The organism is Arthrobacter sp. Ha26 (assembly GCF_059091705.1).
In genome coordinates, this window is the sequence record NZ_JBNHGX010000003.1 from 436,958 (window position 1) to 460,980 (window position 24,023).

23 protein-coding genes are annotated in these 24,023 nt (G+C 65.0%); 20 read left to right on the plus strand and 3 right to left on the minus strand.

All coding sequences use genetic code 11. The annotated features are described in order from the left end of the window. Positions 1–4: 4 nt before the first annotated feature. Complete coding sequence (locus AC5RVY_RS10515) at positions 5–1,165, plus strand: acyl-CoA dehydrogenase family protein (protein ID WP_493954641.1); 1,161 nt, start codon at positions 5–7, stop codon at positions 1,163–1,165. Between the two features lie 50 nt (positions 1,166–1,215). Here AC5RVY_RS10515 and AC5RVY_RS10520 read toward each other — a convergent pair whose 3' ends face one another. Beyond that, a complete protein-coding gene (locus AC5RVY_RS10520) occupies positions 1,216–1,449 on the minus strand; it encodes a DUF5703 family protein (protein ID WP_050055262.1) in 234 nt (77 codons plus the stop codon). A 40-nt stretch (positions 1,450–1,489) separates the two neighbouring features. Here AC5RVY_RS10520 and AC5RVY_RS10525 point away from each other — a divergent pair, with 40 nt between their 5' ends. Further along, a complete protein-coding gene (locus tag AC5RVY_RS10525) occupies positions 1,490–1,753 on the plus strand; it encodes a hypothetical protein (RefSeq protein ID WP_493954642.1) in 264 nt (87 codons plus the stop codon). A 31-nt stretch (positions 1,754–1,784) separates the two neighbouring features. Here the strand turns inward: AC5RVY_RS10525 and AC5RVY_RS10530 are convergent, their stop codons facing one another. Continuing rightward, entirely contained in the window at positions 1,785–2,720 is a 936-nt protein-coding gene (locus AC5RVY_RS10530; RefSeq protein WP_493954643.1) for an aldo/keto reductase, read from the minus strand. A 51-nt stretch (positions 2,721–2,771) separates the two neighbouring features. Between AC5RVY_RS10530 and AC5RVY_RS10535 the strand changes: the two genes are divergently transcribed. Both AC5RVY_RS10535 and mshC read left to right on the plus strand, forming a co-directional pair. Further along, positions 2,772–3,605, plus strand: a complete 834-nt coding sequence (locus AC5RVY_RS10535) for an undecaprenyl-diphosphate phosphatase (protein ID WP_493954644.1) — start codon at positions 2,772–2,774, stop codon at positions 3,603–3,605. Positions 3,606–3,620: 15 nt separating this feature from the next. Further along, positions 3,621–4,898, plus strand: a complete 1,278-nt coding sequence (gene mshC, locus AC5RVY_RS10540; RefSeq protein WP_493954645.1) for a cysteine--1-D-myo-inosityl 2-amino-2-deoxy-alpha-D-glucopyranoside ligase — start codon at positions 3,621–3,623, stop codon at positions 4,896–4,898. Positions 4,899–4,954: 56 nt separating this feature from the next. Here mshC and AC5RVY_RS10545 read toward each other — a convergent pair whose 3' ends face one another. Then, a complete protein-coding gene (locus tag AC5RVY_RS10545) occupies positions 4,955–5,860 on the minus strand; it encodes a PAC2 family protein (RefSeq protein WP_493954646.1) in 906 nt (301 codons plus the stop codon). A 197-nt stretch (positions 5,861–6,057) separates the two neighbouring features. On the opposite strand from AC5RVY_RS10545, the gene AC5RVY_RS10550 reads away from it, so the two are divergent. The 16 genes from AC5RVY_RS10550 to AC5RVY_RS10625 all read left to right on the plus strand — a co-directional run bounded on the left by AC5RVY_RS10550 (position 6,058) and on the right by AC5RVY_RS10625 (position 23,994). Further along, positions 6,058–6,786 carry an HAD family hydrolase gene (locus tag AC5RVY_RS10550; RefSeq protein ID WP_493954711.1) on the plus strand — a complete coding sequence of 243 codons (729 nt, stop codon included), beginning with the start codon at positions 6,058–6,060 and terminating at the stop codon, positions 6,784–6,786. Further along, positions 6,779–7,945: a site-2 protease family protein gene (locus AC5RVY_RS10555; RefSeq protein WP_493954647.1), complete on the plus strand. Its 1,167-nt coding sequence runs from the start codon at positions 6,779–6,781 to the stop codon at positions 7,943–7,945. The genes AC5RVY_RS10550 and AC5RVY_RS10555 overlap by 8 nt, the downstream gene beginning before the upstream one ends. 95 nt (positions 7,946–8,040) lie before the next feature. Continuing rightward, on the plus strand, positions 8,041–9,093 hold the full coding sequence (locus tag AC5RVY_RS10560) for a tRNA (adenine-N1)-methyltransferase (RefSeq protein ID WP_493954648.1): 1,053 nt from the start codon (positions 8,041–8,043) through the stop codon (positions 9,091–9,093). A gap of 92 nt (positions 9,094–9,185) precedes the next feature. Next, positions 9,186–10,934 (plus strand): proteasome ATPase, encoded by a 1,749-nt coding sequence (gene arc, locus AC5RVY_RS10565; RefSeq protein WP_493954649.1) that lies wholly within the window; start codon positions 9,186–9,188, stop codon positions 10,932–10,934. Next, complete coding sequence (dop, locus tag AC5RVY_RS10570) at positions 10,931–12,604, plus strand: depupylase/deamidase Dop (protein WP_493954650.1); 1,674 nt, start codon at positions 10,931–10,933, stop codon at positions 12,602–12,604. Before arc ends, dop begins: the two co-directional genes overlap by 4 nt. A gap of 84 nt (positions 12,605–12,688) precedes the next feature. Continuing rightward, positions 12,689–12,892: a ubiquitin-like protein Pup gene (locus AC5RVY_RS10575; protein ID WP_159825709.1), complete on the plus strand. Its 204-nt coding sequence runs from the start codon at positions 12,689–12,691 to the stop codon at positions 12,890–12,892. Positions 12,893–12,972: 80 nt separating this feature from the next. After that, positions 12,973–13,794, plus strand: coding sequence for a proteasome subunit beta (gene prcB / locus AC5RVY_RS10580; RefSeq protein ID WP_493954651.1), 822 nt, complete (start codon positions 12,973–12,975; stop codon positions 13,792–13,794). A gap of 1 nt (position 13,795) precedes the next feature. Then, positions 13,796–14,506, plus strand: a complete 711-nt coding sequence (gene prcA / locus AC5RVY_RS10585) for a proteasome subunit alpha (RefSeq protein ID WP_493954652.1) — start codon at positions 13,796–13,798, stop codon at positions 14,504–14,506. 9 nt (positions 14,507–14,515) lie between these two features. Then, complete coding sequence (gene pafA, locus AC5RVY_RS10590) at positions 14,516–15,880, plus strand: Pup--protein ligase (protein WP_493954653.1); 1,365 nt, start codon at positions 14,516–14,518, stop codon at positions 15,878–15,880. 112 nt (positions 15,881–15,992) lie between these two features. Continuing rightward, a complete protein-coding gene (locus AC5RVY_RS10595) occupies positions 15,993–16,955 on the plus strand; it encodes an FKBP-type peptidyl-prolyl cis-trans isomerase (RefSeq protein ID WP_493954654.1) in 963 nt (320 codons plus the stop codon). A gap of 77 nt (positions 16,956–17,032) precedes the next feature. After that, complete coding sequence (locus tag AC5RVY_RS10600) at positions 17,033–17,428, plus strand: FKBP-type peptidyl-prolyl cis-trans isomerase (protein ID WP_493954655.1); 396 nt, start codon at positions 17,033–17,035, stop codon at positions 17,426–17,428. A 105-nt stretch (positions 17,429–17,533) separates the two neighbouring features. Then, positions 17,534–19,528 (plus strand): helix-turn-helix transcriptional regulator, encoded by a 1,995-nt coding sequence (locus AC5RVY_RS10605; RefSeq protein ID WP_493954656.1) that lies wholly within the window; start codon positions 17,534–17,536, stop codon positions 19,526–19,528. A 10-nt stretch (positions 19,529–19,538) separates the two neighbouring features. After that, complete coding sequence (locus AC5RVY_RS10610; protein ID WP_493954657.1) at positions 19,539–19,883, plus strand: hypothetical protein; 345 nt, start codon at positions 19,539–19,541, stop codon at positions 19,881–19,883. 32 nt (positions 19,884–19,915) lie between these two features. After that, entirely contained in the window at positions 19,916–20,191 is a 276-nt protein-coding gene (gene tatA, locus AC5RVY_RS10615) for a Sec-independent protein translocase subunit TatA (protein ID WP_493954658.1), read from the plus strand. 48 nt (positions 20,192–20,239) lie between these two features. Next, positions 20,240–21,034: a twin-arginine translocase subunit TatC gene (gene tatC / locus AC5RVY_RS10620; protein WP_493954659.1), complete on the plus strand. Its 795-nt coding sequence runs from the start codon at positions 20,240–20,242 to the stop codon at positions 21,032–21,034. A gap of 20 nt (positions 21,035–21,054) precedes the next feature. Continuing rightward, a complete protein-coding gene (locus AC5RVY_RS10625; RefSeq protein WP_493954660.1) occupies positions 21,055–23,994 on the plus strand; it encodes a DEAD/DEAH box helicase in 2,940 nt (979 codons plus the stop codon). Positions 23,995–24,023: the final 29 nt, after the last annotated feature.

Sequence of the window (24,023 nt, forward strand, 5' to 3'; positions counted from 1 at the left end):
TGCGATGACCCCGGAAGATATCCTGCCCGACGAGCTGCTGGAACGGATCCGTGGGCGGGCGGCCCGGTACGACCAGGACAATGCGTTCTTCCATGAGGACCTGCACGAGCTTGTGGAGGCGGGTTACCTGAAGCTTTTTGTCCCCGCGGGCGACGGCGGAAAGGGGCTGGGGCTCGCAGCGGCGGCGCAGTGCCAGCGCAGGTTGGCAACGGCCGCGCCCGCCACCGCTCTGGCCCTGAACATGCATCTGGTATGGACCGGCGTCGCCCACGTCCTTGGCGCACGAGGGGACTCGTCCCTGGATTTTGTGCTGCAGGAAGCGGCCCAAGGAGAAGTCTTCGCCTTCGGCAACTCGGAAGCAGGGAACGATTCCGTCCTCTTCGACTCCCGCACCGTGGCCGAGGCCCAACCTGACGGCGGCTATGCCTTCACCGGGACCAAGATCTTCACCAGCCTGTCGCCGGCATGGACCAGGCTGGGAATCTTTGGCAAAGACGCCGCGGCCAGGGACGGGGACGGTGAGCTCGTCCACGGGTTTATCACCCGGGCAACGCCGGGCTACCGCATTCTTGACGACTGGGACACGCTCGGAATGCGTGCCAGCCAGTCCGGAACCACCGTCCTTGAGGGCGTGCACGTGCCCGCGGACAGGATCTTCCGCAAACTCCCGGTCGGGCCTAGCCGGGATCCGCTGATCTTCGCAATCTTCGCGTGCTTCGAGACGTTGCTGGCAGCCGTCTACACGGGCTTGGGGGAGCGGGCCCTGGCGCTGGGCGTTGAGGCGGTGAAGCGGCGCACGTCCTTCAAGAACGGCGGACGCAGCTACGCGCAGGACCCGGACATCCGCTGGAAGGTGGCCGACGCGGCGATGGCCATGGACAACCTGTACCCGCAGCTGGCATCAGTGACGGCCGACGTCGACAGCCTCGCTGACCACGGCCCGCAATGGTTCCCGAAGCTCGTGGGCCTGAAGGTCAACGCTACGGAAACGGCACGGCGCGTGGTGGACCTGGCTATCCGCGTCAGTGGGGGATCAAGCTACTTCCGGGGTTCGGAACTCGAACGGCTCTACCGGGATGTCCTGGCGGGCATGTTCCACCCGTCCGACGACGAATCGGCGCACAACACCATCGCCACCGCCTGGCTGGGACCCCTCGAGGAGTAACGCGTGGCGGCGCGCCGGGCACGGCCCTGGCCCTCCGCCAGTCGTTTCGCCTAGACGGTCCGCTGGACCTGCATGACCCGGCGGCGGAGCCAAAACCGCCTCCCGCCGCCCAGATACAGCTTGCTGCGCTCAAGCTCCCACTTGCCGTATTCGGAGTGCTCCACCAGGCGGCGCCGTGCCTCGTGCAGTGAATCCACAGGGCTGACCGTCAGTACGAGGTACTCGTACTGCTTCGCATAGTCCCGTTCCCGCTGGACCGAGCTGGTGAGAAATTGTTCCTTCATTTGCTCTCCATTTTCGTCCTTTTCCGGCTAACGTGAAGTCATGAGCATCGATCCGCGTGTCGCGCTTCAGTCCTTGACCACCGCTTTGGAAGAACACCTTATAGCAGCATCGAACCGCCGCGGAGATGGGGATCCCTCCGTCGAGTCGGCGTTTTTCGCCGTTGCAGATGCATTCGAAGTTTATGAGGACGCCCTCTACGAGGCCTACAACGAGGTCACCCCGCTCCAGGTCTTTGATGACGAGGACGAAGAGGATGAAGAAGTCGACGTGGACGACGAGGACCTGGAGATCGTCGAGGAATAGGTCCTCTGAAACTCACCGCCGCACGGTTGGCTTAGCCGGCCGCTGAAGCGTCTTCCAGGGCGCACGCAATTTCAGGCGGCAGTGGTGTCAGCTGCGCATCCAGGATTTCCTTCAGCTGGGCAGGTGTCCGCGGCCCTACAATCGCCGTGGCCACTCCATGCTGTGACAGCAGCCAGCTCAGGGATACATCCTGGGGAGTCCGGCCCAGCCCTTTCGCTGCCATGCACACGGCCTCCACGGTCCTGGAAGCCTGGCCGTCGAGATACGGCTCAACATAACCGGCTGCAGCGGCCGACGCCGCGCGGGAGCCGGTTGGGATGCCGCCGCGGTACTTGCCTGTCAGCACGCCGCGGCCCAGCGGCGCCCATGCCATCAGGCCCAAGCCTGCATCCTCAACGGCCGGGATGAGCTCGGCCTCCGGCGTCCGCTGCAGGAACGAATATTCAGCCTGGGCGGCAACCAGGGGAAAGCCTGCGATAGCCGCAGCCTTCGCCGTCTGCCAGCCGTTGAAGTTCGAAACTCCCGCGTAGCGGGCGCGACCGGTGCGAACCGCAAACTCCAACGCGGACAGCGTCTCGTCCAGCGGCACGTTGCCATCCCACGCCTGCGCGAACCAGATGTCCACATAGTCGGTGCCGAGCCTGGCAAGGCTTGCCTCAAGTCCGCTCAGCATCGCATTGCGTGAGGTGTCCACGCCGCGCCGGCCATCCGGCGTCGTCATTCCCGCCTTGGTGGAAATGGACACCTCCGTCCGGGCCACCACGTCGCCAAGCAGGGACCCGATCATCGCCTCTGAGCGCCCGTCCGCGTAAGACGCCGCAGTGTCAACGTGTCGGCCGCCGCCATTAAGGAAGGTCCGCAGCAGCTCCGAAGCGTCCTGCTCGTCCGTCTCGCCGGCCCAGGACATGGTGCCAAGGGAAAGGGCGGAAACTCGCAATCCACTGTTGCCGACGTAACGCTGCTGCATAGCAGCAAGCTTACGGGCAGAACCCGCACTGCCATGCCGTAGGGTCTTAGCGTGAACTGGTTTGAGGCGGCCCTGCTGGGCCTTGTGCAGGGACTGACCGAATTTCTACCTATTTCATCGAGTGCGCACCTGAGGATTGTGGGGCAGTTCCTGCCCAACGCCGCGGATCCCGGCGCAGCGTTCACCGCCATCACCCAGCTGGGAACCGAAACAGCGGTGCTGATCTATTTCTGGCGGGACATCGTCCGAATCGTTAAGGCGTGGGCAGGTTCCCTCACCGGAAAAGTGTCCCGCCAGGACCCTGACGCCCGGATGGGCTGGCTTGTCATCCTGGGCAGCATCCCCATCATTGTCCTGGGCCTGCTGTTTCAGGACCAGATCGAATCGGTGCTCCGCAGCATGTGGATCGTCGCCACAATGCTGATCGTGTTCGGCCTGATCCTGGCGGTGGCGGACGCAGTGGGTAAGCAGGAACGCGACCTGACCTGCCTCACGTACAAGCACGGCATCCTCTACGGCTTTGCCCAGGCCATGGCGCTGATCCCCGGCGTGTCCCGGTCCGGCGGCACGATTACGGCGGGCCTGCTGATGGGCTATACGCGTGAAGCGGCCGCACGGTACTCCTTCCTGCTGGCAATTCCGGCGGTTTTCGGCAGCGGTCTCTTCCAGCTCTACAAGACCGTGTCCAAGGAAGGCATCACTGGCCCTTATGGCCTGCCGGAGACCGCCCTCGCCACCGTCATCGCCCTGGTGGTGGGTTACATCATCATCGGCTGGTTCCTGAAGTTCGTCTCCACCCGCAGCTACCGCCTCTTCGTCTGGTACCGGATCTTCCTGGGCCTCGCCCTGTACCTGCTTCTCGGTTTCAATGTCATCAGCGCCTAGCACTAGGCTTGGCGTGTGAAATCCTGGATCTCCCGCCCTGTTCCCGACGTGCCCGGCAGCATGCCTGCCATCCGGTTGTTCGACACCGCTGTGGGGCACGAGGTAGCCCTGGAAGCAGACGGGCAGCCGTCGCTGTACGTCTGCGGCATCACCCCTTATGACGCCACCCATATGGGGCACGCTGCCAGCTACGTGGCCTTCGACCTTTTGAACCGGGTCTGGCGGGATGCCGGGCATGATGTGTCCTACGTCCAGAACGTGACGGACGTGGATGATCCGCTGCTGGAACGCGCCACGGCCACGGGGGTGGACTGGCGGGACCTGGCGGCAAGCCAGATCGAGCTTTTCCAGACGGATATGGAAGCGCTGAACGTTCTGGCGCCGGACCACTATGTGGGCGCCGTCGAATCCATCCCGTTGATCGTTCCGGAGGTGGAACGCCTTGTCAGCCTCGGGCTGGCCTACAAGGTGGAGGGCACCAACGGCGAGCCGGACGGCGACGTTTATTATGACGTCGAAGCGGCCGGCAAGCAGTCTGTCTCGCCTGGCGCCTGGACACTGGGTTCCATCTCCGGACTGGGTGAAAGTGAAATGCTCGAGCTTTTCGCCGAACGCGGCGGGGATCCGGGACGGTCCGGCAAGCGGCAGGCCCTGGACCCGTTGTTGTGGCGCGTGAAGCGGGAGGGCGAGCCGGGCTGGCCCGGCGGCAGCCTTGGAGCAGGCCGGCCCGGTTGGCACATTGAGTGCACCGTGATCGCCCAGAAGTACCTGCCCTCGCCCTTTACAGTGCAAGGCGGCGGGTCCGACCTGATTTTCCCGCACCATGAGATGGGGGCGGGCCACGCGTATTCCCTGGCCGGCGTTCCGCTGGCAAAGCACTATGCCCACGCCGGCATGGTAGGCCTGGATGGCGAGAAGATGAGCAAGTCCAAAGGCAACCTGGTACTGGTCTCGAAGCTGCGCGCCGCCGGGGAGGACCCCGCGGCCATCCGCCTGGCCATCCTTGCACACCACTACCGCTCGGACTGGTCCTGGACTGACGAAGGATTCGACGCCGCAAAGTCGGCCCTGGCCGCTTGGCGCCAAGCGCTGCCCCTGGCTCCCGCCGGCTCGGCTTCTGTCCTGATAGCAGAGATGCGTGCAGCCCTGGCCGCCGACCTCAACGCACCCGCCGCCGTTGCCGCCGTCACCCGCTGGGCAGGACAGGCCAACTCAGCAGGAACGCCTGGCAGCCGTGAGGACGAGGCACTCGTTCGGGACGCCGTCGATGCCCTCCTCGGAATCCGTCTCTGACGCCAGCCCCGGGGTCGGTCCCCGGGGGCAGCGCAGGTCCGGTCCCCGGAGAGCTCTCAGGGGCGGTCCTGGCCCCGGCGCTTAAGGTAACGCTCGAACTCCCGGGCGATGGACTCCCCGGTTGCCTCTGGAAGATCGGCGGTGTCCTTTGCCTCCTCAAGCTGCCGGACGTAGGCCGCAATCTCCGGATCCTCAGTGGCCAGTTCGTCCACGCCGCGTTCCCAGGCATCCGCTTCTTCTGCCAGCTCGTGCGTGTCCAGCGGCACCTGGAGCAGCTCTTCGATGCGGTGGAGGAGCGCCAGCTGTGCCTTCGGCGAGGGAGCTTGCGCCACGTAGTGCGGAACGGCGGCCCACAGCGAGACCGTGGGGATGCCCGCCAGCAGCGAAACCTCGGAGAGGACTCCCACAATCCCCACCGGCCCCTCGTATTGTGACGCTTCCAGGTTCATCCGTTCCCGCAGCGGCCCGTCATCAGAGGAGGTGCTCACAGGAATGGGCCGGCTGTGCGGAACATCTGCCAGCAGTGCGCCCACCAGGATGACGTAGTCAACGTTCAGCGCTTCGGCATGCACCAGGAGTTCAGCCGTGTATGCGCGCCATTTATAGGACGGCTCCGTGCCCTGGACAAAGATGACGTCCACGTTGGAGTTGGGTGCGCTGGCCTTGTAGATGCGCGTGGAGGGCCATTTGATCTTGCGCTCACCGGCAGCGTTCCTGCGAACGGTGGGCCGGGTGAACTGGAAGTCGTAGTACTCGTCGGCGTCGATGGACGCCACCTTCTTGCCGCCCCAGAGCTTGTTGAGATACCGCAGCGAGTCGCTTGCGGCCTCGCCGGCGTCATTCCAGCCTTCAAAGGCGGCAAGCATCACTGTCACACGCTGCCCGTCCGGCACAGGCTGCAGGAACCGTTCGCTGGCGGGTCCCGCCACCGGTTCAGTGTTGTCTCCCTCGAAGCTATTCATTTCTTCACCCTACGTCCAAGGAGCGGGGTCATGCATTGAATGAAGCGCCGAAAAATGCGCTGTCCGTGCCGGAAAAGGCGGTAACAGCACCGTATTCGCCGACGGCGTAGCCACAGCCCCCATTCAGGCTGTCCCCGTAGACTGGGGGAATGCGACAACCAGCCCCACCTTCCCTGCTCAAAGCCGTCCTGTGGGACATGGACGGCACCATAGTGGACACGGAGCCCTATTGGATCGCGGCGGAACATGCGCTGGTTGAAGCCCATGGCGGATCCTGGTCGCATGAGCAGGCCATGCAGTTGGTGGGCCAGTCTCTGACGTTCTCCGCCGGGCTCCTCCAGCAGGCCGGGGTGGACCTGGAAGTACGCCAAATCATCGACCACCTCACCGCCGAGGTAGTGGCAAGTGTCCGGCGGCAGGTGCCGTGGCGACCCGGAGCCCGCGAACTGCTCGAAGACCTGCACCAGGCCGGTGTGAGGTGCGCCCTTGTCACCATGTCCGAGGGGCCCCTCGCCCGGGAAGTGGTGGCCAGCCTTCCCCGGCCCTACTTCGAGGTCCTCGTAACCGGGGATACCGTGGCCCAGGGAAAGCCCCACCCGGAGGCCTACCTGACGGCAGTCGAACTGCTCCAGGAATCCGATCCGTACCTTGCCATGGAACATTGTGTTGCCCTCGAAGACTCGACGCCGGGAGTCGCGGCCGCTGTCGCCTCCGGCGTTCCCACCGTTGCGATTCCGCATATCGTCCCGCTGCCGGAGGATGAGCGGTACACACTGTGGGATTCGCTGGCCGGACGGTCGCTGGCCGACCTTGAAGGCCTTGTCCTGGCCCGCTCCGTCCAGGACGGCGCCCCAGATTTCGAGGCGGCGCGGATTGGCTCGGCGCGGTACGAAGGGGCCGGATCGCCCGTGACGTTCCATGACTGAGACAGCCGCTCCCGTCCGCAGGGAGGGCATACCGCTGGGACGGATTGCCGGAGTCCCCGTTGTGCTGGCTTATTCCTGGTTCGTCATCGCCGCGTTCACGGTCATTGTCTACGGGCCGGTCCTCGACCGGAGCAACCCGGCGCTGGGTGCCAGCGCGTACCTGGTCGCCTTCGCCTACGCTGTACTGCTGCTCGTTTCGGTTCTGGTCCACGAACTGGCCCACGCCCTGACGGCCAAAATCTACGGCTGGCCCACGCAGAAAATTGTGCTCAACCTGTGGGGCGGGCACACCCAGTTCGACAGCTTCACGGCCACGCCGTGGCGATCAGTGCTGGTGGCCCTCGCCGGCCCCGCCGCGAACTTTGTCCTGGCCGGCGGCGCATGGCTGTTGCTCAACAGTGCCGCCATGGGCAGTGTCGCAGAAATCCTCACCAACATCTTTATGTGGGCGAACTTCCTCATTGGGGTCTTCAACGTCCTGCCCGGGCTGCCCCTGGACGGCGGCCGGCTGGTCGAATCGGTCGTTTGGAAGGCCACCGGCAGCCAGGCCAAGGGAACGGTGGCGGCCGGATGGGGCGGCCGCGTGATCGTGATCGCGCTGGGTTACTGGTTCCTCCTCCGCCCGCTGCTTGCCGGCGATTCGCCCGAGTTCAGCCTGCTGATGATCACCGTCCTGGTGGGCGGCTTCCTGTGGATGGGAGCGTCAGCGGCGATCCAGCAAGGAACGCTGCGGGGGCGCCTGCACCTTGTCAGTGCGGCAGGACTGTCGACGCCGGCCGTGGGGTTGCCGGCCACGGCGTCAGTCCAGGAGGCCCTCCAAATGGGAGCTCCGTCGTCGGCCGCCGTAGTGGTCTGCGCCGCGGACGGCCGGCCGCAGGGCATCGTGGATCCAGCCGCATTGCAGTCCGTGCCGCCTGCCGCGGCCGGGTCGACTCCACTGAGTGCGGTGTCCTACTCCCTTGCCGCCGGGGCCTACGTGCCCGAATGGTCGAAAGGGCAGGAGCTCCTGCATTTCCTGTCCCAGCTCGAAGGCCGGGACTATGCCGTTGTTGACCACAACGGCAAGGTGACGGGGCTCCTCTCGCAGGACGCCGTGCTGACGGCCATGACCGGCAGGCGGCCAAGGCCGGATGGGCGCCGGCAGGGCAGGAACCGGTAGAGTTACCAGCCGGCAGTGCATTGCCGCCGCCACCGCCTAACGCCATATTGACGTTCACGCGGGCGCGCAACAGTTTTACAGGAGCGAGGAAAATCATGAGCAGCGAAACTGCCGTCAACGAAGCCGCCGCGGCAGCACAACCAGGTGTTGGCCCCGTCGCCTCGCAGCCGGTGGGAGCTGCCCGTCGGCGCGGGCCCTTCCGGGAGGGCGAACGCGTCCAGCTCACTGACGAGCGGGGACGCATGAACACGATCACCCTCGAAAGCGGCGGGGCGTTCCACACCCACCGCGGTTTCCTGAAACACGATGACATCATCGGCAAGGTTGACGGTTCGGTAGTGGTTAACAACGTTGGCCAGCAGTACCAGACGCTGCGCCCGCTGCTCTCCGATTTCGTCCTCTCCATGCCCCGCGGCGCCGCGGTTGTCTATCCCAAGGACGCCGGCCAGATCGTCACCATGGCGGATATTTTTCCGGGTGCGCGCGTGGTGGAGGCGGGGGTAGGTTCCGGCGCCCTGTCCATTTCGCTGCTGCGGGCGGTCGGGGACAACGGCTACCTGCATTCCTTCGAGCGGCGTGAAGAATTCGCCGATATCGCCCGCGGAAATGTCGAGACCATCTTCGGTGGTCCCCACCCTGCCTGGCAGATCACGCTTGGCGACTTCCAGGAGGAAGTTGTCCGGACTGAGGAACCCGGTTCCGTGGACCGCGTGGTCCTGGACATGCTCGCCCCGTGGGAATGCCTGGACGCTGTGGCCACGGTCCTGGCACCCGGCGGTGTCTGGATCAACTACGTCGCCACCGTCACCCAGCTCTCGCGCACCGCCGAGGCCATTCGCGCCGACGGCCGGTTCACTGAACCCGACGCATGGGAGTCCATGGTGCGCGGCTGGCACCTCGAAGGCCTGGCGGTCCGGCCGGACCACCGGATGGTGGCCCACACAGGATTCCTGCTGGTCACCCGCCGGTTGGCCGACGGCGTCACAGGCATCTCCGTCAAGCGCCGCCCCTCCAAAACCGAGTTCAACGAAGAAGATGTGAATGCCTGGACGCCCGGTGCGGTGGGGGAGCGGCTGGTGTCCGACAAGAAGCTCCGACGCGCCGCCAGGGACGCGATTGCAGGCACGAACGTCAAGGACACACCTTAGATCAAGATCTAGTCCATATTTCGGGAGTCTCCCTCCCTACCTGCCATCTTGGGGCTAAGGTCTTTATAGAAGCAGGAAGGGGCTGATACATCATGGAGACGCCAAACCAGGACTCCGGACGTACACCGGCAGAGCAGTCCGCCGCCGACCTCTCGGTTGCGGACCGCCAGGTCAACATCCTTCGGGACAAGCTCAGGCACATTGACCGCCAGTTGGCTGCGGCCACGCAGAACAACACCAAGCTGGTCAGCATGCTCGAGGCCGCGAAGGCTGAGATTCTCCGGCTGAAGAACGCGTTGGACCAGGAAGAACAGCCTCCCTACAGCTTCGGGACCATTCTTCAATTGAACCCGCGGCGGCAACCCTCGCCGGGGAACAGCGGGCAGGCCGCCACGGAAGAATCGGTGGACATCTTCAACGCCGGGCGGAAGATGCGGGTGGGCATCAGCCCGCTGGTGAACATCAACCAGCTCGCGGTGGGCCAGGAAGTGCTCCTGAACGAGGCCCTTCTCGTTGTGGCCGGTCTTGGCTACGAGCGCGCCGGCGAGCTGGCCACACTGAAGGAGATGCTCGGGGCCGACCGCGTCCTCGTTGTGGGACGGGCCGATGAAGAGCGCGTGGTCCGGCTTTCCGGCGCACTCCTGGCCGAAAAGCTCCGGGTGGGTGATGCCCTCTCCATCGACTCCAGGACCGGATACGCGCTGGAGAAAGTCCCCCGGTCCGAGGTAGAGAACCTGGTCCTGGAAGAGGTTCCGGACATCACGTACGAGGACATCGGCGGACTCGGGCCGCAGATCGAACAGATCCGCGACGCCGTCGAACTGCCGTTCCTCCACCCTGACCTCTACCGGGAACACGGCCTGAAGGCACCCAAGGGCATCCTGCTCTACGGCCCGCCCGGCTGCGGCAAGACCCTCATCGCCAAAGCCGTGGCGAACTCGCTTGCGGCCCGCGCTGCAGAGCGTTCCGGGAATGTGGACCTGAAGAGCTACTTCCTGAATATCAAGGGCCCGGAGCTGCTGGACAAGTACGTGGGCGAAACCGAGCGGCACATCCGCCTCATCTTCTCGCGTGCACGGGAGAAGGCATCGGACGGCAGCCCAGTGGTGGTGTTCTTCGACGAAATGGACTCGCTGTTCCGCACCCGCGGCACGGGAATCTCATCCGACGTCGAAACAACCATCGTGCCCCAGCTCCTGAGCGAAATCGACGGCGTGGAGCGCCTGGACAACGTCATCGTCATTGGCGCCTCAAACCGCGAGGACATGATCGACCCCGCCATCCTTCGGCCCGGCCGGCTGGACGTCAAGGTCAAGATTCACCGCCCGGACGCCGAGGCCGCGGCGGACATCTTCAACAAGTACATCACCACGGACCTGCCGTTCCACGAGTCCGACCTCGCCGAGCACAACGGCGACGTTCAGGCCACGGTGGACGCCATGGTCCAGCGCACAGTGGAAGCCATGTACTCAACGGACAAGTCGAATGAGTTCCTGGAAGTCACCTACGCCAACGGTGACACCGAGATGCTGTACTTCAAGGACTTCAATTCCGGCGCCGTGGTCCAGAATGTTGTTGACCGGGCCAAGAAGTACGCCATCAAGGACCTGTTGACCACACACCAGAAGGGGCTCCGGATCGAACACCTGCTCCGGGCTGTGGTGGACGAATTCCGCGAGCACGAGGACATGCCCAACACCACCAATCCGGACGACTGGGCACGCATCTCCGGCAAGAAGGGCGAGCGGATCACGTACATCCGCACCATCGTCCAGGGCAAAGCGGGCCAGGAGCCAGGTAAGTCCATCGAAACGATGCCCACCACAGGGCAGTATCTATGACGGCAGCGCAGGAACCCGCCGTGGGGGGCGCCCTCCCCGTGGGCGGGGCCATGCGTGTCATGGGAGCAGAAACCGAGTACGGCATCCATGCCCCGTCCGCCCCGTCCGCGAACGCGACCATGATGAGCGCCCGTGTGGTGCAGGCCTATGCCCAGGTGACGCGCCAGCGTGCCGCCGGCGGAGCCGAAACCCGGTGGGACTACACGGATGAGGAACCCCTGCACGATGCCCGCGGGTGGACCGTGGACAGGGGCTCCGCGCACCCCAGCCAGCTGACGGACCAGCCACCCGTACTGGATGCGGAGGCGGTGGCACTCGCCTATGGCCGGGAGGAACTGGAGCTCGACGGGCAGGACGAGTCCGGCACCCTGCTGATGAACATGGTCCTCGGCAACGGGGCCAGGCTGTACGTGGACCACGCCCACCCGGAGTACTCAAGCCCTGAAGTCACCAATCCCCGCGATGCAGTCACTTGGGATGCCGCGGGCGACCTCGTCGGCCTCGCCACGGTCCGCCGGCTGGCGGCGGACCCGGACCTGCCGCCGGTGAACCTCTACAAGAACAATACGGACAACAAGTCCGTCTCCTACGGCTCCCACGAGAACTACCTCATGCCGCGGTCGGTGCCGTTTGGTGACATCGTGCGGGGCCTGACCCCTTTCTTCGTCACCCGCCAGGTCCTTTGCGGGTCCGGGCGGGTGGGGATCGGACAGGACGCGTCCACCCCGGGCTACCAGATCAGCCAGCGGGCCGATTTCTTCGAAGCCGAAGTGGGCCTGGAAACCACTATCCGGCGTCCCATCATCAACACCAGGGACGAACCGCACGCAACGGCGGACAAATACCGGCGCCTGCACGTGATTATTGGCGACGCCAACCTGAGCCAGGTCTCCAACTACCTGAAGTTCGGGACCACCGCCTTGGTCCTCAGCCTCATCGAGGCCGGGCTCGCGCCGAAGATTGAGGTCCACGAACCCGTTCCCGCCCTGCAGGCGATCAGCCACGATACCTCCCTTTCTGCCACAGTCAGGCTTCTGGACGGCAGGCGGGTGACAGCCCTTGACGTGCAATGGATGTATCACGAAGCAGCGGCAAAACTGGCCCAGGACACCGGCGTCGGTGATGCAGTGGATGGCGACGGACATACCCATGACGTCCTGGACCGGTGGGCCACCGTCCTCACCCAGCTGGACAACGACCGGCAGGCTGCGGCCAGCTCCGTGGAATGGGTCGCCAAGCTCTCGCTCCTCGAGGGCTACCGCGACCGCGACGGACTTGAGTGGAACGATGCCAGGCTCGGGCTGATCGACCTCCAATGGGCGGACATCAGGCCCGAGAAAGGCCTCTACTACCGTCTCCTCGCCAGGAACCGGATGGACAGGATCGTGGATGACGCCGCGATCGCCGCGGCCGTCGCACAGCCGCCGTCGGACACCCGGGCCTTCTTCCGCGGCAAGTGCATCAGCAGCTTTGGCAAGGACGTGGTGGGGGCCAGTTGGGACTCCGTCATCTTCGACGTTCCAGGCTACGGCAGGCTCCAGCGCGTGCCCACCCGGGAGCCTCTGCGGGGAACCAAATCCTTGACCGGAGCGTTGTTCGAACGCTACCGGGAGGCAGGCCCATTCCTCGCGGAGCTTCTGGGACACCCCACCGCTCCGCCTGCGGCGTAAACCACGCCGGAAGGCCCGCTTCGTGGCAGGATGGGCATATCGGAGGATCCGCCGGATCCGATGACACGAAAGGGAGAGGTAACAATGGCAGGCCAGGAGCAGCAGCAGCCACAATCGCGCGACAGCCAGGTCGACGAGGACATTCCCGAGGCACCCCCGGCGCCGCCCGAGGCACAGGCATCAGCAGCCACTGAAGGCGTTGATGACCTCCTCGATGAAATTGACGGAGTCCTGGAATCCAACGCCGAGGAGTTCGTGCGCGCCTTCGTCCAAAAAGGCGGCCAGTAACCCGGACCGGAGGGTGGCGGAAGCCGCGGCCGGCCGGAATCTGTACCGACGTTGAAGAATTACGTTCAAGGAGTGCATGAGTGCAGGAATCAACCGCCAACCAGGTAGCCGCCAACGCCACCTCGTCCTTTACCGAACATCTGCAACGGGACCGGCCTGAACTCCTGCCCTACAACAGGGGACTCCAAGCCGGGACACCCGGCGCCGCTCCGCTGCAGGTACCGCATGCCACCACCATCGTCGCGATGAGTTACGCCGGCGGTGTGCTGATGGCCGGGGACCGGCGGGCCACCATGGGCAACGTGATTGCCAGCAGGCACATTGAAAAAGTTTTTCCCGCTGACCGCTACTCCGTCCTCGGCATCGCCGGTACCGCGGGCATCGCCATCGACCTCACCCGGCTGTTCCAGGTGGAACTCGAACACTACGAGAAGATCGAGGGCACCCTGCTCAGCCTCGAAGGCAAAGCCAACCGGCTCGGGGCGATGATCCGCGGTAACCTGCCCCTTGCCCTTCAGGGGCTCGCCGTGGTGCCGCTCTTCGCAGGCTTCGATACGAGCGCCGGCGTCGGGAGGCTTTTCTCCTACGACGTCACTGGCGGAAGGTACGAGGAGCACGAACACCACACGGTGGGCTCCGGTTCAGTCTTCGCCCGGGGTGCGCTGAAGAAGCTGTGGCGGCCCAACCTTAGTGCGGCCGAAGCCGTCTCGGTGGCCGTCGAGGCCCTCTACGATGCGGCCGACGACGATTCCGCCACCGGCGGCCCCGACACCGTCCGAAAGCTATGGCCAGTTATTTATACCGTGGACAGGAGCGGTGCCCGCCGCGTGGCTGAGAACGAACTCGCTGCCGCAGCCGGGAACGTCATCGAGGCACGCACCAACGCCGGACGGGAGGCCTGAGATGACCCAGCAGTTTTATGTATCGCCCGAACAGCTGATGAAGGACCGTGCGGATTTCGCACGGAAGGGCATTTCCCGCGGCAGGTCCGTCGCCGTGATCAGCTGCGCGGACGGCATCGCGCTGGTGGCCGAGAACCCGTCGCCGTCCCTGCACAAGATCGGCGAGATCTACGACAAAATCGCGTTCGCCGCGGTCGGAAAATACAACGAATTCGAAAGCCTCCGCCAGGCCGGCGTGCGCTATGCAGACGTCCGGGGCTACTCGTATGACCGCGAAGACGTCACCGCCCGCGGCCTCGCCAGTGTTTATGCCCAAAGCCTGGGTGCCGTGTTCACCGCGGAACAAAAGCCCTTCGAGGTTGAATTGGCGGTGGCCGAAGTAGGTCCAACACAGGCTGAGGACCACCTTTACCGCCTGACGTTTGACGGATCCATCGCCGACGAACACCAGTTCGTGGTGATGGGCGGACAAGCGGACAAGGTCTCGTCAGTCATCGATCAGGGCTGGCGCAGTTCACTGGGCTTCGGGGACGCCCTCAGGCTCGCCATGGCTGCGCTCGTCCCGGCAACGGAAACGGAGGAGCAGCCGAAGGCGCTCCCCGCGGCTGCCCTGGAGGTTGCCGTGCTGGAGAGGCAGTCCGAGAGTACACGCGGCTCGCGGCGCGCATTCCGCCGGCTGGACGACGCGGAAATAACTGCACTGCTGGCCTAGGAGGACCACATGGACAAGAGAATCTTCGGTATCGAAACGGAGTTCGGGATTTCGTATTCCAGCCCCGACTCGAGGCCTCTTGCCCCGGAGGAGGTGGCCCGGTACCTCTTCCGGAAAGTGGTCAGCTGGGGCCGGTCCTCCAACGTTTTCCTGACCAACGGCTCCCGGCTGTACCTGGATGTGGGATCCCACCCCGAATACGCCACCGCGGAATGTGACGACCTCGCCCAGCTCATCGCCCACGACCGGGCCGGTGAACTGATCCTCGATGACCTGGTGGACGAGGCCCAGGCCCGGCTCGCTGCGGAGGGCTTTAACGGCACTGTCTACCTGTTCAAGAACAACACGGATTCGGCAGGGAACTCCTACGGCAGCCACGAGAACTACCTGATTCCCCGGCGTGGGGAGTTTTCCAGGCTCGCTGAGATCCTGATTCCCTTCCTGGTCACCCGGCAGCTTATCGCCGGTGCCGGGAAGATCCTCAAGACCCCCCATGGGGCCACCTTCGCCTTTTCCCAGCGTGCAGACCACATCTGGGAAGGGGTTTCTTCCGCCACCACCAGGTCCCGGCCCATCATCAACACCAGGGACGAGCCGCACGCGGACGCCGAGTTCTACCGGCGGCTGCACGTTATTGTGGGCGACTCGAACATGTCCGAGGCCACCGCCCTGATGAAGGTTGGCACGGTGGACCTGGTCCTGCGCATGATCGAAGCCGGGGTGATCATGCGGGACATGCGGATGGAAAACCCCATCCGCAGCATCCGCGAAATCTCCCACGACCTCAGCGGCCGTGCCCTGGTACGCCTGGCCAACGGGCGCCAGTTGACGGCACTGGAGATCCAGCAGGAGTACCTCAGCAAGGTCACGGCCTTCGTCAAGGAGCACGGCGCACACAACCCGCACGTTCCGCAGATCCTCGACCTGTGGGAGCGGACGCTGAAGGCCATCGAAAGCGGTAACACCCGAAGTATCGACACAGAAATCGACTGGGCCATCAAGAAGAAGCTGATGGACAACTACCGCGAACGCCACGGCCTGGGCCTGGACGCCCCACGGATAGCCCAGCTGGACCTGACCTACCACGACATTTCCCGCAGCCGCGGATTGTTTTACCTGCTGCAGTCCCGCGGGGCAGTACGCCGGATCGTGGACGATACGGTGATCAAGGACGCCGTGGATGCACCGCCGCAAACCACGCGCGCAAAACTCCGCGGTGATTTTGTCCGGCGGGCGCAGGAACTGGGCCGGGACTACACCGTGGACTGGGTGCACCTGAAGCTGAATGACCGGGCCCACCAGACAATCCTGTGCAAGGATCCCTTCCGCAGCGTGGATGACCGGGTGGATGCCCTGCTGGACTCTATGGGCTGACACTCAGGTTGAGGGGCTATTCTGGATAAGGCCTTTTAACAAGGGCCTCGCGGTGCTGCCCGCCCAGTTGCGGATCGCCGATTCCATCCTGCCCCGACGAAAGTTTTCTTACGTGCGCCGACTACTAGCAATCCTTCTTCCCGCTTTGCTGCTGCTGACCGCCTGCGGCGGTTCATCGGCGGAGCCGGAACCCACCAGCAAACCGGCTGGCGAGACTGCGAAGTTCGACTCCCTCAAACTGACTGACAATGGGGACAAAAAGGCCCCTGGCGTGGAATTCGACAAGCCGCTGGAAGTGGCTGACCCCACCATCAAGGTGGTCGCTGAGGGCAGCGGCGATCCTGTGAAGGCCAACCAGGTCGCCAACATTTCCATCGTCGCCCTGAACGGCGCCGACGGGACAACTCTGGAGGACACGTTTCCCCAAGAGCCCGAGCCCCTTGAGCTGAACGAGGAACTGAAGACCGGCAGCGAGGTCATCTACAACGCGTTTGTGGGCGCCAAGGTAGGCTCCAGCCTTGCGCTGGCCGTGCCGGGCCAGCAGGGTACAGCCGCCCCCAGCCCCTCGGACGGTGCCAGCCCGGCCCCGTCCACTCCGGCCCAGCCCACCCAGCTGCTGATCATCAAGATCCTGTCGGCCTCCGACGTGACGCCTGCCTTGGAGAAGCCTGAAGGTGAAACTGTGACCCCGCCTGCCGGGCTGCCCACCGTCACTGAGAAAGACGGCGTCCCCGAGATCTCCACCGAAGGTGTTGCGGCTCCCACAGCCCTCGTTTCCCAGGACCTGATCAAGGGCACCGGCGCCACAGTCAAGGAAACCGACACCCTGACGGTCAACTACGTGGGCGTCACCCTGGCGGGCGCAACCAAGTTTGACTCCAGCTTCGACCGGGGCCAGCCGGCCACCTTCCCGCTCACCGGCGTGATCAAGGGCTGGACCCAGGGCCTGGCCGGGAAAACCGTAGGCTCCCGCGTCCTCCTGGTCATCCCCAAGGACCTGGCATACGGCGACGCCGGCCAGGGCGAGGCCAAGGGCGACCTGGTCTTCGTAGTGGACATCCTCGGAGCCAAGTAGCAACAATGGCAACAGGCCCGGCCTTCGCCGTGGCATCGAACAGCAGCACACCATCTGCCAGACACCTAGGAGCAACCATGTCATTTGGACAGCGGGAATTTGACCGCGAGAAGCCCGAGATCGATTTTCCGGAGGGCGAGGTCCCCACGGAACTCGTGATCACCGACCTCATTGAGGGAGATGGACGTGAAGCCAAGGCCGGGGACACCGTCTCCACTCACTACGTAGGCGTTGCCTGGTCCACCGGCGAAGAATTCGACGCGTCCTGGGGCCGCGGCGCACCGCTGGACTTCCGCGTAGGCGTTGGCCAGGTCATCCAGGGCTGGGACCAGGGACTCCTGGGCATGAAGGTGGGCGGCCGTCGCCGCCTGGAGATCCCCTCTGAGCTGGCGTACGGATCCCGCGGCGCCGGCGGAGCCATCGCCCCGAACGAAGCCCTGATCTTCGTGGTTGACCTCGTAGCGGTGCGCTGACCCAGGCTCCGCCAGCAGCCAGGAGCGCGGCAGTTGCAGGACCCCAATGTCCTGCAACTGCCGCGCTTCCTGCGTTCCGGCCCGGAGTTTAGTAACGTAACCAGAGTGTCCGCATCCCGTACTGAACGCCTCCTCAACCTGCTGATCGCACTGCTCAACACCAGGTACGGACTGCGCCGCAGCGAATTGCGCGAAACTGTCTACCGTGGCGTTCCCGGCACAGAGGCGTCCTTCGGCAGGATGTTCGAGCGGGACAAAGCGGATCTTCGCAATTTCGGCTTTGACGTGGAGACCTTGACCGACCTGGGTTGGAGCGAGGACGATCCCGCCACCACCCGCTACCGGATCGGCAAGGAGTCCAACCGCCTGCCGGACGTGGAACTGGGCCCGGAGGAGTGGACAGTCCTGCTCCTGGCATCCCAGCTCTGGGAGCGGGCCGCGCTCGGCACCGCCGCCCGGAGCGCGCTGAGGAAACTGCAGGCATCGGGTGCGGTGTCCGACGTTCAGCTGCCCCCCGGCGTGCAGCCGCGGATCAAGCCCGCAGGCCAGGCTTTCGATGACCTCGTTGCCGCCATGCATGCCAAGCACCCGGTCACCTTCACCTACCTGGCCGGGAGTTCTGGTGCGGAGGAGCCACGGACCGTGGAGCCTTGGGGTCTCGGCAGCCGCTTCGGCCACTGGTACCTCATGGGCTATGACCGCGGCAGGAAGGCTCCCCGCCACTTCCGGCTCTCCCGCTTCACCAGCGCTGTGGGAACCCTGGAACGGGAGCAATTCACTCCTCCGCGCGACTTCAATATCCGCCAGGAACTGGAACGCCTGCCCGAGTTGCCGCTGCGCACCGCCGTCGTGGACGTCCGTGCGGGACGCCTCCTGGCCCTGCGGCGCCGCGCTGCGGCACCCGACGCCGCGCAGGCGAGCCAACCCTGGCCTCAGCCTGCTGCCGGCTACGAGCGGCTCAGCCTCCCGTTCAGGGACCCCGAGGCCCTCGCCGAAGAGCTCGCCTCATACGGCCCTGACGCCCGCGCCGTGGCTCCCGCCGAACTCGTTGACGCGGTCCGGCGAAGGCTCCATGCCGCTGCCGACTTCAGCCATGCGCCCGTTCCCACGTTCAGTTTTGGCGCTGCGCCGGCCCGGCCTGTCCGTGCCCGCACCTCGGAGGACCAGCTCAAGCGCATGCTTCAACTGGTCCCTTTCCTGGTGCATAACCAGGGCCTGCACATCCAGGATGTCGCCCAGCACTTCGGCATCAGCCGGAAGGAGCTGGAGGACGACCTGCAGATTCTTATCTGCTCCGGACTTCCGGAGGGCTACCCCGATGATCTCCTGGACATCCAGTGGGAAAACGACCACGTCTACATCACGCAGGACCTGGACCTGAAAAGACCCGTCCGTTTCACGGTCGAGGAAGCCTGCGCCCTGCTGACCGGCCTGGAATCACTCAACGGGCTGCCTGGCATAGCGGAGGGCGGCGCCCTGGAATCGGTGACCCTCAAACTGCTGGCGGCCGCCGGCGAGGAAGGGCTGCGGGCGGCTTCATTGGCGGGCCCGGAAATCGCGCCTGCCGACGCCGCTGTCCACGACACCGTGCGGCAGGCCATCGCGTCCCGGTCCCAGTTGCGCCTCACCTACCTGTCCCCGCAGCGGGACACAGTATCTGAGCGGGACGTGGACCCGTTGCGCCTGTATTCACTGGACAACACCTGGTATTTCGAGGCTTACTGCCACTCAGTGTCGGGCTTGAGGAATTTCCGCCTGGACCGGGTACAGGAGGTCCACCCCAACGGCCGTCCGGTGCCGGCTGGAACCATGCCGTCAGAAGGCGCGCCCGCGAAGCTCTTCACACCCACGGACGACGATACTGTGGTCACCGTCCAGCTCACCAGGCAGGGGAGGGGCCTCGCCGATGACTACTACGCGGAGCGCACTGCCGAGCTCGACGACGGCGGGCTGGTGGCCGAGATCCGTTTCGGCAACACCGACTGGCTGCCCATGTTCGTGGCCCAGCACGGCGGTTCCGCACGAATCATTGCTCCCGCGGACCTGGCAGAGGCGGCCCGCACATGGCTCGCTGCATCCCTGGCAAGCTACGGCGGCTAGACTTCTCAGCATGCCTTGGTGGTCCTGGATCCTGATATGGGTGGCGCTCGTTGCGCTCTCGCTGCTCTTCTATGTCCTGCTGGGCATCCGGCTGTTCCGCCAGTTCATGGCGACCGTCAAGGATCTCAGCGCGGCAGGCGAAAAACTCGGTCAACTCCGCCCCGTTGAACAAGAGGATGCTCCGCACACCACGGGGCCCCAGCCGGGCTCAGCAGTTTTTGCCTCGCCCGCCCTCATGAGACATGATTACGAGGCATCCAAGTGGTCCCGCCGGGAACAACGCCGCCTTCGGCGGGTGCAGCGCAAGACAGACCGGGGCCAACCGCAGGCGCTCGGCGATCTCGACTTCACATAGAAGTAGGATGTACGTAGAGGAAAGGATTTCCCGTGGGAAGACTCTTTGAGGGCCCTTGGCCCATCGTTATTATCATCATCGTCGCTTTGCTTCTCTTTGCCGCACCCAAGCTTCCGGCCATGGCGCGCAGCCTTGGACAGTCCATGCGGATCATCAAATCCGAGGTCAAGGAAATGAAGAACGACGGCAAGACCGACACCACCACCAACGCCTCAGGACCGGTGGAAGGCACCATCGTCAACCACCCCCAGGCGAAGCCCGGTGAGCCGACAGACGGCACTGACGTCCCGCCGTCGAACCGCGCCTGACCCCCAGTGGCACTGTCGCGGTCCCGTAAAGCCAACCCCGAAGGGCGGATGGCTCTTTGGGACCACCTCAAAGAGCTGAAAAACCGGCTGATTAAGTCGGCTATCGGCGTCGTCATTGGCGGCATCGGAGGCTGGATACTTTACGACCCGCTGCTGAAGGCACTGGCCGAGCCGGTCAACCGCATCTCGGAGCAGACCGGCGGGCTAGCCGCAATCAACTTCGGGAGCATCGCGTCCCCGTTCGATTTCAAGCTCCAGATGTCGCTCCTCATAGGCGTGGTCATTTCCAGCCCCATCTGGATCTACCAGCTCTGGGCGTTCATCACGCCGGGCCTGACGTCCAAGGAGCGCCGCTACACGCTGGGTTACATGGCCGCTGCTGTTCCGTTGTTCCTTGCCGGAATCTGGGCAGGCTGGCTCGTGGTGCCCCAGGTTGTCCACGCCCTGACCCAGTTCACACCGGAGGGCTCCTCCAGCGTCATCGACGCCAGGACGTACATTGAGTTCGTCACACGCATGGTGCTGGTGCTGGGCCTCGCCTTCCTGGTGCCCGTGGTGCTGGTGGGCATTAACATGGCGGGCATCGTCTCCGGCCGCACCATCCTCAAGGCCTGGCGCATCACCGTGTTCCTGGTGTTTGTGCTCGCCGCCATCGCCGCTCCCGGGGCGGATGCCATCTCGATGTTTATGTTGGCCGGCCCCCTGTTGGTGCTCTTTTTCGCCGCCATTGGCATCTGCCTGATGAATGACAAGCGCCGCGACCGCCGCCAGGCGAAGCGGATGGCCGAGACCGAGGCAACAGCGGATATCGCCACCCCGGGCAGTGAGCTGAAGAACCTCTAGCCGCCCGTTAGGCTTGGTATATGTCCTCCAATGCCGGGCCGTTCTCTTCTGGCCCATTCTCCGCCGGACCCAGCGATCCCGAGGAGCTCTCTCCCGCCGAGAGATACCGGGCCAGCGCGGAACGAAGGGCAGAAGCAGCCACCTACCTTGGTTCCTTTATCCGGACCCTGGACTTCGAGCTGGATGACTTCCAGCGGCAGGCCTGCAAATCACTGCAGGAGGGCAGGGGAGTCCTGGTGGCAGCGCCCACCGGGGCCGGCAAAACCATCGTGGGCGAGTTCGCCATCTACCTTGCGCTGCAGCGCGGCCTCAAGGCTTTCTACACCACGCCCATCAAGGCACTCAGCAACCAGAAGTTCACTGAGCTCACCGAAAAGTACGGCGCCGGCAAGGTAGGCCTGCTCACCGGGGATACCAGCATCAACGGTGACGCTCCAGTGGTGGTTATGACCACCGAAGTCCTGCGCAACATGCTCTACGCTGATTCGGCCACCCTGGACGACCTGGGCTACGTGGTCATGGACGAGGTGCACTACCTCGCGGACCGCTTCCGGGGCGCCGTCTGGGAGGAAGTCATCATCCACCTGCCCAGCGAGGTACAGGTGGCCTCGCTCAGCGCCACCGTCTCCAACGCCGAAGAGTTCGGGGCGTGGCTGGACACCGTCCGCGGCGACACGGACATCATCGTTTCGGAGCACCGGCCCGTACCGCTGTGGCAGCACGTTATGGTTGGGCGGCAGATCATGGACCTCTTCGCCGGGGAAACCACTTTCGATGAGATCGCTCCGCCGGTCGGCGCCGAACCAGGGGAAGTACCGGCCAGGGACGGCAGGAAAGACAACGCCAAGGGGCGCGGCTTCGATGTCAACCCGGACCTCCTGACGGTGGCAAGAAGCGAAAGCATGGAGGGTTTCCGGGCCGGGTCCGGCCCCGGCGGCCGCGGGCAGCGGGGCAGGCGCGGCAATGACCGGCCCGGCCGGGGCGGCGAGGAGCGCGGCGTGCGCCGCGCCAGCCGGCCCCAGGTGATCGCGAGCCTTGACAAGATGGACCTCCTGCCCGCCATCACCTTCATCTTCTCCCGTGCCGGCTGCGACGCCGCCGTGGCCCAGTGCGTGGGCTCCGGGCTGTGGCTGACCACGGAGAAGGAGCAAAGGATCATCGCGCAGAGGGTGGACGAGGCCGGCCACGACATTCCGCCGGATGACCTGGATGTGCTGGGTTTCTGGACCTGGCGTGACGGACTGCTCAGGGGTTTCGCCGCCCACCATGCCGGCATGCTGCCCACGTTCAAGGAAGTGGTGGAAAAGCTCTTCGCGGACGGTCTGGTCAAGGCAGTCTTCGCCACCGAAACGTTGGCCCTGGGCGTCAACATGCCCGCACGCTCGGTGGTGCTGGAGAAGCTGGACAAGTTCAACGGTGAAGCCCACGTGGACATCACTGCCGGCGAGTACACCCAGCTGACCGGACGCGCCGGCCGGCGTGGCATCGACGTCGAAGGCCACGCCGTGGTGCTGTGGCAGCCTGGTACGGACCCGACGGCGGTGGCGGGCCTCGCGTCCCGGCGCACCTACCCGCTGAACTCAAGTTTCCGGCCCACCTACAACATGAGCATCAACCTGCTGGCCCAGTTCGGCCGTGCCAGGGCCCGCGAAATCCTGGAATCCTCCTTTGCCCAGTTCCAGGCGGACCGTTCCGTGGTGGGCCTGGCAAAGCAGGTCCGCAGCCGGGAGGAATCGCTGGCCGGATACGCCAAGTCGATGACCTGCCACCTCGGCGACTTCACCGAGTACGCCCGGCTCCGCCGTGAATTGTCCGATGCCGAAAACATGACGTCCCGGACCAAGTCGCGGGCCCGCAAGTCGCTTAACGATGATTCGCTGGCCCGTTTGCTTCCCGGCGACGTGGTAAACGTGCCCGGCGGAAGGGCGCCCGGACCGGCCATCGTACTCAGTTCGGACCACAGCAGCCGGGAGCCGCGGCCTGCTGTGCTGACACTGGACAACCAGCTGCGCCGGATCGGAAACGATGACCTGGAAGGGCCCATCTCGCCGGTCACGCGCATCCGCATCCCCAAGTCCTTCAACGCCAAAGTCCCCAAGTCGCGGCGGGACCTGGCGTCCTCGGCCCGGAACGCGCTGCGGGAGAACCGGCCTCCTGCGCCGGGCAACAACCGCAACAATGATTTTGGCCTCGCAACTGCCCTGCCCAACCAGGAAAAGCGCATCGCGGACCTCCGCCGTGCCCTCCGCGCCCACCCCTGCCACGGGTGCAGCGAACGGGAAGACCACGCCCGCTGGTCCGAACGCTGGTGGAAGCTTCGGCGCGAAACCGATGGCCTGGTCCGGCAGATCCAGGGCCGAACCAACACCATCGCAAAGACCTTTGACCGCGTCTGTGACGTGTTGTCCTCCTACGGCTATCTGGAGCCCGCGGGCGACGGCAGGTTGACCATCAGTCGGGACGGCCACCGGTTGCGCCGCATCTACGGCGAAAAGGACCTGCTGATTTCCCAGTCCCTGCGGCTGGGCGCCTTTGATGACCTGGACGCCGCTGAAATTGCTGCCCTTGCCAGCGTCCTGGTTTACCAGGCCAAGCGCGAGGACCGCGGGCTCAGGCCGCGGATGCCCAGCATTTCGCTGGAGACCTCAGTGGACATCGTGGTCAGGGAGTGGTCAGCCCTGGAGGATGTGGAAGAGGAAAACAAGCTGCCGCTGACCGGGGAGCCCGAACTGGGCCTCGTGTGGCCGCTTTACAAGTGGGCCCGCGGCCGGCACCTGCAGGATGTCCTGAGCGGCACCGACCTCGCCGCAGGGGATTTTGTCAGGTGGGTGAAGCAGGTGGTTGACCTGCTGGACCAGCTCGCCAAGATTCCGGGCCTTGATCCGCGCCTGGCGCGCCTGTGCTCCGAGGCCATCTCGCTGATCCGCCGCGGCGTCGTGGCCTATTCCTCCGTCCTCTGACATCCCCGCCGGCCGCCCGCCGGCACCAA

Bases quoted from the DNA above. Each gene is read 5' to 3' on its own strand.
- AC5RVY_RS10515 (WP_493954641.1), top strand. From the start codon at position 5: ATGACCCCGGAAGATATCCTGCCCGACGAGCTGCTGGAACGGATCCGT.
- AC5RVY_RS10520 (WP_050055262.1), bottom strand. From the start codon at position 1,449: ATGAAGGAACAATTTCTCACCAGCTCGGTCCAGCGGGAACGGGACTAT.
- AC5RVY_RS10525 (WP_493954642.1), top strand. From the start codon at position 1,490: ATGAGCATCGATCCGCGTGTCGCGCTTCAGTCCTTGACCACCGCTTTG.
- AC5RVY_RS10530 (WP_493954643.1), bottom strand. From the start codon at position 2,720: ATGCAGCAGCGTTACGTCGGCAACAGTGGATTGCGAGTTTCCGCCCTT.
- AC5RVY_RS10545 (WP_493954646.1), bottom strand. From the start codon at position 5,860: ATGAATAGCTTCGAGGGAGACAACACTGAACCGGTGGCGGGACCCGCC.
- AC5RVY_RS10550 (WP_493954711.1), top strand. From the start codon at position 6,058: ATGGACGGCACCATAGTGGACACGGAGCCCTATTGGATCGCGGCGGAA.
- AC5RVY_RS10555 (WP_493954647.1), top strand. From the start codon at position 6,779: ATGACTGAGACAGCCGCTCCCGTCCGCAGGGAGGGCATACCGCTGGGA.
- AC5RVY_RS10560 (WP_493954648.1), top strand. From the start codon at position 8,041: ATGAGCAGCGAAACTGCCGTCAACGAAGCCGCCGCGGCAGCACAACCA.
- arc (WP_493954649.1), top strand. From the start codon at position 9,186: ATGGAGACGCCAAACCAGGACTCCGGACGTACACCGGCAGAGCAGTCC.
- dop (WP_493954650.1), top strand. From the start codon at position 10,931: ATGACGGCAGCGCAGGAACCCGCCGTGGGGGGCGCCCTCCCCGTGGGC.
- AC5RVY_RS10575 (WP_159825709.1), top strand. From the start codon at position 12,689: ATGGCAGGCCAGGAGCAGCAGCAGCCACAATCGCGCGACAGCCAGGTC.
- prcA (WP_493954652.1), top strand. From the start codon at position 13,796: ATGACCCAGCAGTTTTATGTATCGCCCGAACAGCTGATGAAGGACCGT.
- pafA (WP_493954653.1), top strand. From the start codon at position 14,516: ATGGACAAGAGAATCTTCGGTATCGAAACGGAGTTCGGGATTTCGTAT.
- AC5RVY_RS10600 (WP_493954655.1), top strand. From the start codon at position 17,033: ATGTCATTTGGACAGCGGGAATTTGACCGCGAGAAGCCCGAGATCGAT.
- AC5RVY_RS10610 (WP_493954657.1), top strand. From the start codon at position 19,539: ATGCCTTGGTGGTCCTGGATCCTGATATGGGTGGCGCTCGTTGCGCTC.
- tatC (WP_493954659.1), top strand. From the start codon at position 20,240: ATGGCTCTTTGGGACCACCTCAAAGAGCTGAAAAACCGGCTGATTAAG.
- AC5RVY_RS10625 (WP_493954660.1), top strand. From the start codon at position 21,055: ATGTCCTCCAATGCCGGGCCGTTCTCTTCTGGCCCATTCTCCGCCGGA.